The sequence below is a fragment of the Achromobacter sp. NCFB-sbj8-Ac1-l genome (assembly GCF_052695805.1).
Map to the genome: position 1 here is coordinate 1,551,907 of NZ_CP199812.1, position 13,940 is coordinate 1,565,846.

15 protein-coding genes are annotated in these 13,940 nt (G+C 65.3%); 11 read left to right on the forward strand and 4 right to left on the reverse strand.

The genetic code is table 11. The features are described 5' to 3' along the window. Nucleotides 1–84: 84 nt before the first annotated feature. Nucleotides 85–2,169: an ATP-dependent DNA helicase gene (locus ACUDP5_RS07120; protein ID WP_263910622.1), complete on the forward strand. Its 2,085-nt coding sequence runs from the start codon at nucleotides 85–87 to the stop codon at nucleotides 2,167–2,169. Nucleotides 2,170–2,217: 48 nt separating this feature from the next. Here ACUDP5_RS07120 and ACUDP5_RS07125 read toward each other — a convergent pair whose 3' ends face one another. Beyond that, nucleotides 2,218–3,006 (reverse strand): outer membrane protein assembly factor BamD, encoded by a 789-nt coding sequence (locus ACUDP5_RS07125; RefSeq protein ID WP_025140122.1) that lies wholly within the window; start codon nucleotides 3,004–3,006, stop codon nucleotides 2,218–2,220. Nucleotides 3,007–3,113: 107 nt separating this feature from the next. Here ACUDP5_RS07125 and ACUDP5_RS07130 point away from each other — a divergent pair, with 107 nt between their 5' ends. The 10 genes from ACUDP5_RS07130 (at nucleotide 3,114) to ACUDP5_RS07175 (ending at nucleotide 12,491) form a co-directional block, all read left to right on the forward strand. Beyond that, nucleotides 3,114–4,121 (forward strand): RluA family pseudouridine synthase, encoded by a 1,008-nt coding sequence (locus ACUDP5_RS07130; protein WP_263910623.1) that lies wholly within the window; start codon nucleotides 3,114–3,116, stop codon nucleotides 4,119–4,121. Next, the gene (gene pgeF / locus ACUDP5_RS07135; RefSeq protein ID WP_445658451.1) at nucleotides 4,109–4,873 is read left to right on the forward strand and encodes a peptidoglycan editing factor PgeF; all 765 of its coding nucleotides are present in this window, start codon (nucleotides 4,109–4,111) and stop codon (nucleotides 4,871–4,873) included. The genes ACUDP5_RS07130 and pgeF overlap by 13 nt, the downstream gene beginning before the upstream one ends. A 123-nt stretch (nucleotides 4,874–4,996) precedes the next feature. Beyond that, on the forward strand, nucleotides 4,997–6,634 hold the full coding sequence (gene phaC, locus ACUDP5_RS07140; RefSeq protein WP_263910626.1) for a class I poly(R)-hydroxyalkanoic acid synthase: 1,638 nt from the start codon (nucleotides 4,997–4,999) through the stop codon (nucleotides 6,632–6,634). 76 nt (nucleotides 6,635–6,710) lie between these two features. After that, on the forward strand, nucleotides 6,711–7,448 hold the full coding sequence (locus tag ACUDP5_RS07145; RefSeq protein WP_263910628.1) for a 3-ketoacyl-ACP reductase: 738 nt from the start codon (nucleotides 6,711–6,713) through the stop codon (nucleotides 7,446–7,448). Between the two features lie 119 nt (nucleotides 7,449–7,567). Beyond that, complete coding sequence (gene phaR, locus ACUDP5_RS07150; RefSeq protein WP_263910630.1) at nucleotides 7,568–8,134, forward strand: polyhydroxyalkanoate synthesis repressor PhaR; 567 nt, start codon at nucleotides 7,568–7,570, stop codon at nucleotides 8,132–8,134. Nucleotides 8,135–8,360: 226 nt separating this feature from the next. Further along, the gene (locus ACUDP5_RS07155) at nucleotides 8,361–8,897 is read left to right on the forward strand and encodes an iron transporter (RefSeq protein ID WP_263910632.1); all 537 of its coding nucleotides are present in this window, start codon (nucleotides 8,361–8,363) and stop codon (nucleotides 8,895–8,897) included. 62 nt (nucleotides 8,898–8,959) lie between these two features. Beyond that, the gene (locus ACUDP5_RS07160; protein WP_232786613.1) at nucleotides 8,960–9,253 is read left to right on the forward strand and encodes a cupredoxin domain-containing protein; all 294 of its coding nucleotides are present in this window, start codon (nucleotides 8,960–8,962) and stop codon (nucleotides 9,251–9,253) included. Between the two features lie 14 nt (nucleotides 9,254–9,267). Beyond that, the gene (locus ACUDP5_RS07165) at nucleotides 9,268–10,116 is read left to right on the forward strand and encodes an FTR1 family protein (RefSeq protein ID WP_263910635.1); all 849 of its coding nucleotides are present in this window, start codon (nucleotides 9,268–9,270) and stop codon (nucleotides 10,114–10,116) included. A 41-nt stretch (nucleotides 10,117–10,157) separates the two neighbouring features. Continuing rightward, nucleotides 10,158–11,555 (forward strand): 4Fe-4S binding protein, encoded by a 1,398-nt coding sequence (locus tag ACUDP5_RS07170; protein WP_445658452.1) that lies wholly within the window; start codon nucleotides 10,158–10,160, stop codon nucleotides 11,553–11,555. A gap of 63 nt (nucleotides 11,556–11,618) precedes the next feature. Then, nucleotides 11,619–12,491: a PhzF family phenazine biosynthesis protein gene (locus ACUDP5_RS07175; RefSeq protein WP_445658453.1), complete on the forward strand. Its 873-nt coding sequence runs from the start codon at nucleotides 11,619–11,621 to the stop codon at nucleotides 12,489–12,491. A gap of 126 nt (nucleotides 12,492–12,617) precedes the next feature. Here the strand turns inward: ACUDP5_RS07175 and ACUDP5_RS07180 are convergent, their stop codons facing one another. The 3 genes from ACUDP5_RS07180 to ACUDP5_RS07190 all read right to left on the reverse strand — a co-directional run bounded on the left by ACUDP5_RS07180 (nucleotide 12,618) and on the right by ACUDP5_RS07190 (nucleotide 13,427). Beyond that, entirely contained in the window at nucleotides 12,618–12,956 is a 339-nt protein-coding gene (locus ACUDP5_RS07180; protein WP_263910640.1) for a BON domain-containing protein, read from the reverse strand. Nucleotides 12,957–13,035: 79 nt separating this feature from the next. Then, on the reverse strand, nucleotides 13,036–13,200 hold the full coding sequence (locus ACUDP5_RS07185; protein ID WP_006389411.1) for a DUF1328 domain-containing protein: 165 nt from the start codon (nucleotides 13,198–13,200) through the stop codon (nucleotides 13,036–13,038). 26 nt (nucleotides 13,201–13,226) lie between these two features. Beyond that, the gene (locus ACUDP5_RS07190; protein ID WP_025140133.1) at nucleotides 13,227–13,427 is read right to left on the reverse strand and encodes a CsbD family protein; all 201 of its coding nucleotides are present in this window, start codon (nucleotides 13,425–13,427) and stop codon (nucleotides 13,227–13,229) included. Nucleotides 13,428–13,940 lie beyond the last annotated feature (513 nt).

The following is a 13,940-nucleotide window of genomic DNA, read 5'->3' on the forward strand; positions in this document are numbered from 1 at the left end:
GTATCATTTGGTCCTTTCCCACCATCAGTGTCTGGCGCCCCGACCGTCGACCGGCACGGTTGATTTCGACACTAGGCTGTTTCAATGCTGGACCTGGACATATCCGAATTCTTCGCCGAGGACGGGCCGCTTGCGTCGGCCATGCCCGGCTACAAGCCACGCCCGTCGCAAGTCGAGCTGGCCCAGGCCATCGGCCAGGCCATCTCCGACCGCGCCACGCTGGTGGCCGAGGCCGGCACCGGCATCGGCAAGACCTGGGCCTATCTTGTACCCGCGTTCATCCAGGGCGGCAAGGTGCTGATTTCCACCGGTACCCGCACCCTGCAGGACCAGCTTTTTTCCCGCGACCTGCCGCGCGTGCGGGCCGCCTTGGCCGCACCGGTCACGGCCGCGCTGCTCAAGGGCCGTGGCAACTACGTCTGCCACTATCACCTGGACCGCCTGCAAGGCGACGACCGGGCCCTGAAGTCGCGCAGCGAGATCCAGCAGCTGCGTCAGATCCAGGTGTTCGCCGGCATTTCCAAGACCGGCGATCGCGGCGACCTGGCCCAGGTGCCCGAAGACGCCGACATCTGGCAGCGCGTCACCTCGACCCGCGAGAACTGCCTGGGCCAGGAATGCCCGCGCATCCGCGATTGCTTCGTGGTCAAGGCCCGCCGCCAGGCCCAGGAAGCCGACGTGGTGGTGGTCAACCATGCGCTGTTCATGGCCGACCTGGTGCTGCGCGAAGAGGGCGTCACCGACCTGCTGCCCGAAGCCGACACCGTCATCTTCGACGAAGCGCATCAGTTGCCGGACACCGCCACGCGCTTTCTGGGCAGCAGCGTGTCCACGCACCAGCTCATGGATTTCGGCCGCGCGCTGGAAGTTGCCGGCCTGGCCTATGCGCGCGAAGCCACGAAATGGAGCGACATCTCGCGCCACCTGGAAACCGCCGCGCGCGAACTGCGGCTGGCCTGTGCGCCGCTGGAACGCCTGCCGGGCCGCAAGGCCACGTTCGAGGCCATTCCCAACGCCGATGAGTTCGACACCGCGCTGGCCGTGCTGCGCGAAGCCGTGGATACCGCCACCAACGCGCTCGGGTCCGTCGCCGAGCGGCACCCCGACCTGGTCGCCGCCGCGCGCACCGGCGCCGAGATTTCCGTGCGCCTGAAACGCTGGGCCACGCCCGGCCGCGGTGGTTCGGGCCTGGACGACGAAGGCTGGGGGCGTGACAACCAGGCGCCCGAGCCGCCCGCCGCCGCCTTGGGCGATGGCCTGTCCACGCCGACCGCCCTTCTCGAAGGCGCCGCCGCCGCGGTCGAATGGACCGGCCCCGCGGTGCGCTGGGTCGAACATGGCCTGCACCACGTGCGCCTGCATTCCGCCCCGCTGTCGGTGGCCCAGGCCTTCTCCAAATACCGCAAGCCGGGCCAGGCCTGGATCATGACGTCGGCCACCCTGTCCGTGAACGGCGAATTCCACCATTTCACCAGCCAGCTGGGGCTGGAACGCGCGCGCACCGGCAAGTGGGAATCGCCCTTCGACTACCCGCAGCAGGCCTTGCTGTTCGTGCCGCGCGGCATGCCCGAACCCCAGTCGCCGCAGTTCCTGGACCGCTTCGTCCAGACGCTGCTGCCGCTGCTCGAGGCCAGCCCCGGCGGCACGCTGGTGCTGTGCACGACCCTGCGCGCGGTGGACAAGGTCGCCAACCTGCTGGCCGACGCCTTCGACGACGCCGGCCATGACTGGCCGCTGCTCAAGCAGGGCGAGGGCACGCGCCGCGACCTGCTCGACCGCTTCTGCAAGCTGACCCACCCGGTGCTGGTGGGCAGCGCGAGCTTCTGGGAAGGCATCGACCTGCCCGGTGACGTCCTGACCCTGGTGGCCATCGACAAGCTGCCGTTCGCGCCGCCCGACGACCCCGTCATCGAGGCGCGCCTGCGGGCCTGTCGCGCCCAGGGCGGCAATCCGTTCTCGGAATACCAGTTGCCCGAGGCCGCCATTTCGCTCAAGCAGGGCGCCGGCCGCCTGATCCGCACCGAAGCCGATTGGGGCGTGCTGATGGTGGGCGATGCCCGCCTGGTTGAAAAGCCCTACGGCAAGCAGCTATGGCGCGGCCTGCCGCCGTTCGCGCGAACGCGCGAACTGGAAGAAGTCCTGGCCTTCTACCGCCGCAAGCAGGAATAAAAAAGCCCCTCGAGAAATCGAGGGGCTTCTTTCCCATGCGGTGGCCGGTCAGTTGAACGGGTTCCACCAGCTCTTGTCGGCCTTCAGGCCCTTGTCCTTGAACGAGCTGTTGGGGAAGTTCTTGTCGAACACGCGCTGCGAGTCGTTCTTCAGTTCGGTCATGCCGAGCTTGTCGTAGGACTGCACCATCAGGTAGAGCGCTTCTTCGGTGGCGGGTGCGCCTTCGAAGTCGGTGATGACGGTCTGCGCGCGGTTGGCCGCGGCGATGTAGGCGCCGCGCTCGTAGTAGTAGCGCGCCACGTGCACTTCGTTCATGGCGATGGTGTTGACCAGCCAGGCGACGCGCTTTTCGGCATCAGGCGTGTACTTGCTGTCCGGGTAGCGCTTGATCAGCTCGTTGAAGGCGTCGTAGGACGCGCGCAGGCCCTTGGGGTCGCGTTCGGCCGGATCCTGGCCGGTCAGGCTGCTCATGAAGGCGCTGGCCGGCGTGAAGTTGATCAGGCCCTTCAGGTAAAGCGCGTAGTCGGTGCCGGGGTGATTGGGGTAGAGCTGCTGGAAGCGGTCGATGGCTGCCAGGGCTTGTTCGTTTTCACCGTCTTTCCAGTTGACGTAGGCCAGCTCAAGCAAGGCCTGCTGGGCGTAGACGCCGAAGGGGTAGCGGCTTTCGATGGCGGTCAGGCGCTCGCGGGCTTCTTTCCAGCCCCCGGACGAGATTTCCGCCTTGGCGTCGGCGTACAGCTGTTCGGCGCTCCAGTTGGTGGTCTTGTCGTACTTGCTGTTGGTCGAGCCGCAACCGGCAATGGCGATAACGGCAAATAGCGCGATAACCACGCGCAAAACCGACCCGCTTCGGGAGGCGGGGTTCAAGGGAGCTGCGGAGTGGTGAATCACGAGAATCGTATCCTTGGTGTTAGCATGGCAGGCTGATTATATGATTTGTCTCCATGTCTGATACAGCCATCAGCGCAGATCTCGTTTCCGACGATGAACTCCTGGGTCTTCCTGGCGAAAATCCGGGCGAAAACCGGGGTGAGCCGCAACTTGTAACGGTGCCGTCGGGCACGCGCGCCGACCGGCTGGACAAGGTGCTGGCCGGCCTGCTGCCGGACCACTCCCGCAGTCGCCTGCAAGGCTGGATCGAAGCCGGCAACGTTCATGTCAACGGCGCGCCCGGCAAGGTCCGCCAGACCGTCGGCCCCGGCGACGAAATCACCGTCTGGGCCCAGCCCGCCCCCGAAACCCTCGCGTTCGCCCCCGAAGCCATCGATTTCCCGGTGGTGGACGAAAGCCCCGACTGGATCGTGGTCAACAAGCCCGCGGGCTTGGTGGTGCACCCGGGCGCCGGCAACTGGAGCGGCACGCTGCTCAACGGGCTGCTGCACCGCTACCCCGAGTTGGCCCAGGTGGCCCGTGCCGGCATCGTTCACCGACTGGACAAGGATACGTCCGGCCTGATGGTCGTGGCGCGCAATGAAATCGCGCAGACCCACCTGGTACGCCAATTGCAGGCCCGCAGCATGGGCCGCGAATACATCGCCCTGGCGCACGGCTGGGCGGCGGCGGCCGGCAAGGTCGACCGCCCGATCGGCCGCGACCCGCGGGTGCCGGTGCGCATGAGCGTCGAACGCCCGGTGGCGCCCAAGCCTGCCATCACCCATTACTCCCCCGCCCGGCGCGGCCAGGTGGATCCGGGCGGACGCGTCACCGAAGTGGTGTGCCGCCTCGAAACCGGCCGCACCCACCAGATCCGGGTGCACATGGCCAGCCTGGGGCATCCGCTGTTGGCCGACACCATTTATGGCGGCAAGAACATTGCCGGCGCGACGCGGCAGATGCTGCACGCCCGCGCCCTGCATTTCGACGATCCGGGCGGTCGCGGCGAAGTCCGATTCGCCGCCCCCGTGCCGGCGGACATGACCCTGGTCCAGGAAGCGATCACATGGAACGCGTGATTCAAGGCTTGCCCGTGGTGACCGGCCCCGCGTGGGCCGGCGTCAACTATTTCTGCACCACCCGGACGGGCGGCGTGGGCGTTGCCCCGCACGACACCCTGAACCTGGGCCTGCGCGCCGGCGACAACCCCGACACGGTGGCCGAAAACCGCCGCCGTCTGCGCGCCGCGCTGCCGGCCGAACCGCTCTGGCTGCGTCAGGTGCACAGCAGCGACGTCATCGACGCCGACCAGGCGGACGTGCCGCCAGAACCGGCGCTGGATGCCAGCGTCACGACGCAGCCGGGCCGGGTGCTGGTCGCGATGGCGGCCGACTGCCTGCCCGTGGTCATGGCCGACGCCGATGGCCGCGTGCTCGGGACGGCCCATGCCGGATGGCGCGGCCTGGCGGGCGGCGTGCTGGAAAATACCCTGGCTGCCATGCGCGCCAAGGCGCCGCGGGCCTCGGCCTGGCGTGCCTGGGTCGGCCCGGGCATCGGCCCCGACGCATTCGAGGTCGGGCGCGACGTGCTGGACGCCTTCATGGCGGATGACCCCGCGACTGAGTCCTACTTTCGTCCTCGGCCCGGCGTGCCGGGCAAATGGCTGGCGGACCTCGCCGGCCTGGCCGGTTTCCGGCTGCGTCGCGCCGGGGTACAAGAGATCACCCAGAGCGGTCTGTGCACGGTGACAGACGCAGGGCGCTTCTTCTCGTACCGGCGCGACGGCGAGACCGGACGGATGGCGCTGCTGGCCTGGCTGGACCCGGCTTGATCCTGCGCAAAGCGGCTTGATAAAAGGGCTGTCAGGCTGGCCGGCCTCATTGAATACCCGCATTGACAGCCCCTTACCCGACATGCAACATCAATCGGGAAGTCTCGATAACAAGGTGTCGAAGTGAATGCCAATCTCTCCGCCTCAGGGCCCCTTCCGGTGAGCGTGGCTCCGGACGTCCTGGCCGACATCCAGGCTGAATTCTCCCGCGAATGGCAGCGCCTGTGCGACGACGCCCGTCGCGGCGCGCTGACTCCGCCGGCCGATCGCCGCTTTTCCGGCGACGCCTGGGCCGCCAATGGCTCGCATCTGCTGATGGCGCACACCTATCTGCTGTCCGCCCGCGCCATGTCGCGCATGGTGGATGCCGCCCAGGTCAGCGAACCCCTGCGCGAACGCCTGCGCTTTTCCATCATGCAATGGGTCGACGCGCTGTCGCCCTCCAATTTCCTGGCCCTGAACCCCGACGCCCAGCAGTCCATCGTCGAAAGCGCCGGCCGTGCCCTGAACGAAGGGCTGGCCAACCTGCTTGGCGACGTCAAGAAAGGGCGCATCACCCAGACCGACGAAACGCAGTTCGAAATCGGCCGCAACGTGGCGGTCACGCCGGGCGACGTGGTGTACGAAAACACGCTGTTCCAGCTGATCCAGTATTCGCCGGCCACCGCCACGGTGCACGAACGCCCCCTGGTGATCGTGCCGCCGAACATCAACAAGTTCTACATCCTTGACCTGCAGCCGGAGAACTCCTTCGTGCGTCACGCGGTCGAGCAGGGCTTTACGGTGTTCCTGATTTCCTGGCGCAATCCGCTGGCCAGCGATACCGACGGCGTCGATCGCGCCACATGGTCCGATTATCTCGACAACGCGGTGCTGCAGGCGCTGCGCGTGGCCAGCGACATCACGCGGCAGCCGCAGGTCAACGCCCTGGGCTTCTGCGTCGGCGGCACCATGCTGGCCTCGGCGCTGGCGCTGGCCGAAGCGCGCGGCGAGCATCCCGTCGCGTCCCTCACGCTGCTGACCTCGCTGCTCGATTTCCACGATACCGGCATCCTCAACGTCTTTGTCGACGAAGCGCATGCGCTGTGGCGCGACCACCAACTGGGCGCCGGCGGGCTGATGCCCGGGCGTGACCTGGCCACCACCTTCTCGTTCCTGCGGCCCAACGAACTGGTCTGGAACTACGTCGTCGGCAACTACCTTAAAGGCCAGAAGCCGCCGGCCTTCGACCTGCTCTTCTGGAACGGCGACAGCACCAACCTGCCGGGCCCGTTCTTCTCCTGGTACTTCCGCAATACCTACCTCGAGAACAACCTGAAGGTGCCGGGCCGGGCCCAGGCCGCCGGTTTGCCGCTGGACCTGACGCGACTGACGATGCCGGCGTATATTTTTGGTTCGCGCGAAGACCATATCGTGCCGTGGGTCTCGGCCTATGCGTCGACCCAGGTGCTGCGCGGCCCGCAGCGCTTCGTGCTGGGCGCGTCCGGCCATATCGCAGGCGTGATCAATCCGCCTGCCAAGAAGCGCCGCAGCTACTGGGTAGCGGACAATACCGGGCAAGCGGGGCATCCCTTGCCCGGCGATCCCAAGGCCTGGCTTGCGCAGGCCCAGGAAAAACCGGGCAGCTGGTGGCCCGACTGGACCGAGTGGCTGGCCGGGCATTCCGGCAAGCAGGTCAAGGCGCGTACGAAATCGGGCAATGCCCAGTACCGGCCGATCGAGCCGGCGCCGGGCAGGTATGTGAAGGTCAGGGCCGCCTGAAGCCGCGCACGCGGTGGGCCCAGGCCAATAAGAAAGTTAATCAACGAGGCGTCCGTCGCACACAGGAGGAAGTCCAATGAGCGGAAAACTGGCTTACGTTACAGGCGGGATGGGCGGTATCGGCACCTCTATTTGCCAACGCTTGGCCAAAGATGGCTTTCGCGTCGTGGCAGGCTGCGGCCCGAGCCGCAACTACCAGCAATGGCTGGATGAGCAGGCGGCACAGGGATACACGTTCCATGCCTCCGTCGGCAATGTCTCTGACTGGGAATCCACGGTAGAGGCGTTCGAACGCGTCACCGCGGAACTGGGCCCGGTGGACGTGCTGGTCAACAATGCGGGCATCACCCGTGATGGGCTGTTCCGGAAAATGACTGCCGACGATTGGCGCGCGGTCATCGACACCAACCTGAACAGCCTGTTCAACGTGACCAAGCAGGTCATCGACGGCATGGTCGAGCGCCAATGGGGGCGCATCATCAACATCAGCTCGGTGAACGGGCAGAAGGGCCAGTTCGGCCAGACCAACTACTCCACGGCCAAGGCCGGCATCCATGGTTTCACCATGGCGCTGGCCCAGGAAGTCGCGAGCAAGGGCGTCACGGTCAACACCATTTCGCCCGGCTACATCGGCACCGACATGGTCCGTGCCATCCGCCCGGACGTGCTGGAAAAGATCGTCGCCACCATCCCGGTGCGCCGCCTGGGCACACCCGAGGAAATCGCGTCCATGACGTCGTGGCTGGCTTCGGATGAGTCCGGCTTTTCCACCGGAGCGGATTTCTCGCTCAACGGCGGCCTGCACATGGGCTGACGCATCGCGGGCCGCCCGGCGGGCGGCCCTTCCGCGCCGCAGAGCTTCGGGGAGAAGGCTCCCGGCATTACACTCCACCCTATTCGAAGTCTTAGAGATCGCCCGATCCGGGGACAAACATGACGCAAGCACAAACCGGCGCCAGCCTGCGCCTGATTAAAAAGTACCCCAACCGTCGCCTATACGACACCCGGACCAGCACCTACATCACCCTGGCCGATGTGAAGCAGCTGGTTCTGGCCAACGAGGAATTCCAGGTCGTCGACGCCAAGAGCGCCGAAGACCTCACGCGCAGCATTCTCCTGCAGATCATCCTGGAAGAGGAAAGTGGCGGCATGCCCATGTTCTCGTCGAACATGCTGTCGCAGATCATCCGTTTCTACGGCCATGCCATGCAGGGCATCATGGGTTCGTACCTGGAAAAGAACATCCAGGCCTTCATGGAAATCCAGACGCGGATGGCCGAGCAGTCCAAGGGTCTGTACGGCAGTCAGTTCGGCCCCGAAGCCTGGACGCAATTCATGAACGTGCAGACGCCCATGCTGCAGAACATGATGAACAACTACATCGACCAGAGCAAAAACCTGTTCGTGCAGATGCAGGACCAGATGCAGGACCAGACCCGCGCCATGTTCTCGACCTTCCCGTTCACGCCGGGCGGCACGCCGGGCAGCGGGCGCAAGTAAGGAACCACCGAGCGGGGGCTTGGGCATCGTCGAGAATCCCGCATGCAAGACGCCGGCGTGGCAGTTGCCCGCCGGCTTTTCTTTTGCCTGATGGGACGCAACAATCAGTCTCTTTCACCCGCGCCAGGTTCAGGGATCTGTCAGTTTTATTCGTTACATTAATGCAAACGGTTCTTGTTTATATTTTTCAGAACCGCCGTTTCATTCGTGTCTCGAGGAATATCCCATGATCAAGAAAGCCTTGGCGCTGGCCATTGTCGGTTTGAGCGTGTCCGTCGCCCAAGCGGCTGAATACCCCATCGGCAAGCCGGTAGAAAAGGGTGGCATGGAAATCGGCGCGGTCTATCTGCAGCCCATCGAAATGGACCCGCCCGGAATGATGCGTCCCGCCAAGGACTCCGACGTGCACCTCGAGGCCGACATCCACGCCACGGCCGGCAACAAGACCGGTTTCCCCGAAGGCGAGTGGGTGCCCTACCTGGTCGTCAACTACGAAATCCAGAAGGTCGGCAGCCAGAACGTGCAAAAAGGCACCTTCATGCCCATGGTCGCCAACGACGGCCCGCACTACGGCGAAAACATCAAGCTCGAAGGCCCGGGCAAGTACAAGCTGAAGTATTCGATCCTGCCGCCGACGGCCAACAAGATGAGCCACTTCGGTCGCCACATCGACAAGGAAACCGGCGTGGGCGAGTGGTTCGAACCGTTCGACCTGGAATATGAATTCGTCTATGCCGGCACCGGCAAGAAGGGCGGTTACTGATCGTGCGCCGCCTGCTACGCGTGGTTGCCGCGCTGTTGATCAGCGTGGCCGGCTTGGCGGGCATGGCGCCCGCGCAGGCGGACGAACTGCCCACCTTCACCCTGACGTTCAAGCCTGACGGCACGTTCGAGCCCGCACGTCTGGAAGTCCCGGCAGGCCGCTTCAAGATCGAGCTCATCAACGAGAGCAACGAACCGGTGGAATTCGAAAGCATTCCGCTGCGCAAGGAAAAAGTGCTGGGCCCCGGGGTCAAGTCCTTCGTGGTCATCACCATCTCGCGCCCCGGCGAGTATCCCTTCTTCGATGACTTTCACCAGTCGGTGAAAGGCACCCTGGTCGTCAAGGCCAAGGAATAGGCAGGCTGCATTACATGGAACAGGTCCTCTTTATCGTCTGGCGCGAAAGCGTCGAAGCCATGCTGGTGGTGGGCATTCTGTACACCTGGCTGCGCTCGACACCGGAAGGCGCGCGCGGGCTGAAGTATCTGTGGGGCGGCGTGGCCGCCGGGCTGGCGTTGGCCATTGCGTTGGCGCTGGTGCTGCTGGGCGTGTCGTCCTGGCTCAGTGACGAGGGGCAGGAATGGTTCCAGGCGGTCATGTCGCTGGCGGCGTGCGCGCTGGTGGTGCAGATGGTCGTCTGGATGAAAAAGCACGGCCGCACGCTCAAGGGCGAACTCGAAAGCGGGGCCCGTTCTTCCGTTGCCAGCGACAACTGGTGGGGCCTGTTCGTGCTGGTGGCCATTGCGGTGGCCCGAGAAGGCAGCGAAACCGTGGTGTTCCTGTATGGCACGGTGGCGGCGGGCGAGGGCGGCAGCAACATGCTGATGCTGGCCCTGGCCGGCGTGGCCGGTTTTGTCGTGGCGCTGTTGACCTTCTGGCTGCTGCAACTGGGCGGCAAGCTCATCACGTGGCGCCGCTTTTTCCGCGTGACCGAAATCCTGCTGTTGCTGCTGGCCGGCTCGCTGCTGGTGGGCGGCCTGGATCACCTGATTTCGCTGGACGTGCTGCCGACGATCATCGACCCGGTCTGGGACAGTTCGTGGCTGCTCAGCGACAGCACGGGTTTTGGCAAGATTCTGGCTGATTTTGCCGGGTACCGCGCCTTGCCGGCCTTGATCTCGGTATTGTTGTGGGTCGCTTACTGGATCGTGGTGTGGGCGCTGCTGCGCTGGGTGGGCGGCAAGCCCGCCCCGGTCGCCGCGGCCCGCGCGGCCTCCTGATTCCGACGCGATTGCCGGAATGAATTCATGAAGGTTTAACCATGGCAGCTGCACTCGGGCGGGCAACCTCCCGTATCGCCGACTTTCTTCGAGACCATGCCCCGCTGCTGCGCAAGCTGCAGTGGGGCATTGTTGCGATATACGCTTTCCTGCTGATCGTGCCGGCCGTCATGCCGTTGCCCGGCAATTCGGCATCGGTGTTCAACAATCTCACCATCGTCGCGCAGTTCGCCTTCTGGGGCGTCTGGTGGCCGTTCGTGCTGATTTCCATGCCGATCCTGGGACGGGCCTGGTGCGGTTGGTTCTGTCCGGAGGGCATGCTCTCCGAATGGGCCAGCGAACGCGGCCAGGGGCATGCCATCCCGAGGTGGATGCGGTGGGGCGGCTGGCCGTTCGTGGCCTTCGCGCTGACCACCGTCTACGGACAACTGGTCAGCGTGTATCAGTATCCGCTGGCGGTGCTGGCGGTGCTGGGCGGGTCCACGGTGGCGGCCATGATCGTCGGCTGGCGATACGGCCGCAGCAAGCGCGTCTGGTGCAAGTACCTGTGCCCGGTCAATGGCGTGTTCAATGTGCTGGCCAAGCTGGCGCCGTGGCACTTCAAGGTCGACGAAGAAAAGTGGCGCCATCCGGTCATCCGGATCGAACCCATCAACTGTGCGCCGCTGGTGCCCTTGCGGCACATGAAGGGCGCCGGCGACTGCCACATGTGCGGCCGCTGCAGCGGCTATCGCGGCGCCATTGCGCTGACGCCGCGTTCGCCCGAAGAAGAAATCGTCAACGTCACCGAGGGCGACGCCTGGCAGACCGTCTTGCTGTGCTTCGGCCTGATGGGCATCGCCATGGGCGCGTTCCTCTGGAGCGCCAGCCCCTGGTACGTGGCCGCCAAGCAATGGGCCGCCACCTGGCTGGTCGAGCACGACATCCTGTGGCCCCTGATGGACAACGCGCCGTGGTTCATCCTGACCCACTATCCGGAAGTGAACGACAGCTTCTCGTGGCTTGATGGCGCGGGCATCCTGTTGTTCGTGGTCGGCGCCACGGTCGTCGTGGGGGGCGCCAGCTTCCTGTCGCTCTGGATCGCCGACCGCCTGGTGCCGGCGGCGCCCTCGGCCACGCAATCGGCCGGCGGCGGGTTCCGCCCGGGTTTGCACAAGCTGGCGCAGGCGCTGATTCCTTCGGCCGGCATCGGCGTGTTCCTGGGCCTGTCGGCCACGACGGTCAACCTGCTCAAGCACGAAGGCGTGCGCGCCGCCTGGGCGGCGCCGGTGCGCTTCACGTTGCTGGCGCTGGCGGTGCTCTGGACCCTGCGGCTGTTTGCCCGGCTGTTGAACCAGCGTCCGGCCAGCCGCTTCAAGAAAGCACTGGCCTGGCTGGTGTTGCTGGCGGGCCTGACGCCATTCTGCTGGGCCTGGGTGCTGTTCTTCGCGATCTGGTAAGCGCGCGATGCGATAAAGTGAGGGCCTTCGCCGCCTGGGCGGCTTCCCTCGCTTCATCCGATCATGGCCATCTACGCGTTTCGTCTCATCAACGTCTTCGCCTCCAGCACCTTCAGCGGCAATCCGCTATGCGTCTTCGAAGACGCGCGCGGCATGGACGATGCCACCATGCTGAACCTGGCGGCGCAATTCAACCTCTCCGAAACCACCTTCATCCTGCCTTCTGAACAGGCTGATGCGCGGGTGCGCATCTTCACGCCCGGCTACGAAATGAAGTTCGCCGGGCACCCCACCATCGGCACGTCGCAGGTGCTGCGGGACCTGCTGAAATCCGGCGATGCCCTGACGCTGGAATTCAAGGCCGGCCTCGTGCCGGTGACGGCCCATGGCGATGCCTGGACCTTCACCGCGCCGTGCCCCGACGGCGTGCGCACGGCGCCGCCCGAATTGCCGGCCGCCGACATTGCCGCACTGGTGAGATTGCAGCCCGATGACTTGCTGGGCGAACCGATCTGGGTAGATACCGGCGCCGATCAGTTGCTGGTGCCGCTCAAGAGCGTCGAGGCCGTGCGCCGCGCGCGTCCCGACGCCACGCAGCTGCATCGCTGGCAGGCCAGCAGCCTGGGCCGCAAGACCTGCTACCTGTTTGCCTTTGACACGGGGCGTCGCCAGGACGAGCGCGACGTGGTGGTGGCGCGCTACTTTTTCGCCAAGGCGGGCGGCGGCGTGGACGAAGACGCGGGCACGGGCTCGGCGTGCGCCAACCTGGGCGGTTGGCTGCGGCACCAGGGCCGCGCCTTGCCGGCCAGCATCCTGGTCGAGCAGGGCGACCAGATGGGCCGGCCATGCCGCCTCTTGCTGGACGTGCAGGCCGATGGGCGCATCCAGGTCGGCGGGCGCGCGCTTGAAATCGGTCGCGGTACCGTCAACGTCTAGGTCCGCCGCGAGGCGTGCCGGCGGCTCAAGCGGCTGACCGGGCCGGACGACCGCCTGGCGCCAAAAACAACGCGGCGCCTGCGTTTGCACGCAGGCGCCGCGGAGGTTGCGTCAAGGTGACGGCGCTTACTTCTTGTTCTTGGCCGGGTCGACCTTGATGTTGTTCATGACCTGCTTGACCCCTTCGACCCCGCGGGCCACGGTGGCGGCGTGATCGGCTTCGGCGGAGGTGCCGACGGTACCGGTCAGCTTGGCCACGCCGTCGGTGGTCTCCACGGCGATGTCCAAGGCGCTCAACTGCTTGTCGGCGACGAAGGCTGCCTTGACCTTGGTGGTCACGGTCGCGTCGGACGCGTATTCGCCCACGGATTGCTTGGGCTTGCCGTCATTGGCGGCAAAGGCCATGGAAGTGAAGACAGCGCCCGTACCCAGTGCGGCGGCGGCGATCAGCTTGCGGAATTCCATAGTTATGCTCCTTGTGTAGGGGTTTCAGCGCGTTCGGTGGTACGCAACGGCTAGCGGAAAATCTTTGGGTGCGATGGCTCTATTTCTTCCTGAATGCGCCGCCCAGAATGGACAGCAGCGCCAGAACCAGGAAGACGAAGAACAGGATCTTGGCGATCCCTGCGGCGCCGGCGGCGATGCCGCCGAAGCCCAGGACGGCCGCGATGATCGCAATCACGAAGAAAACAACGGCGTAGTGCAACATGTCAGCTTCTCCTGGGTGGCGAGGGATCAACGATTGCGATCGAAGAAATCGCGCACGTCCTTCTCGGCCTGTTCCTTGGTCTTGCCGTAGCGCTCCTGGATCAGGCCAGCGAGGCGTTCGGCGTTGCCTTCCGTACGGGTCAGCTCGTCGTCGGTGAGTTCACCCCAGGCGGCCTTGGCCTTACCGGACAGCTGCTTCCACTTGCCAGCGATGATGTCGTTATTCATGGTGACCTCTCTTCGTAGTGGCGGCTGCGTGGGTTTATGGCCGATAAACCTGGCAGTCGCGGGTGAGTTGGACACTGATCAGCTTGGGTTCAAGGTACAGGTGCCTCTCGCGGCCTGTCAAAGGACGCTGTGGGTAAATGTAACGGCCGGGGACGGGGCAAAGCATGGGTTGCGTGACGGGATTCGGGCAGGCCGTACGCAGAGAGGGAGTTACAGTTGAGCAACGTATTGTCCTGTTTTGAGCAGGGCAAGTAACGGGAAAATGCGCGATTTTGGGGTGCTTTTTGCGCGTGCTGGCCGTGGCGGTGAGGCGCCGGTATAGTCGGTCCTGGCCGCTTGTGCGAGGCCCCGGGCCACGCAAGCGCCGGCATTCAACTCAGGAGGGAACAGGCATGACGCAACGATTCTGCCGCGCGGTGTTATTGACGCTGGCCGCATGGGCGGCGCTGGGGTGCACGCACGTCACGGACCGGTATCAGGCCGAGGCGCCCTTGGTCCACGCCACCAGCTAGC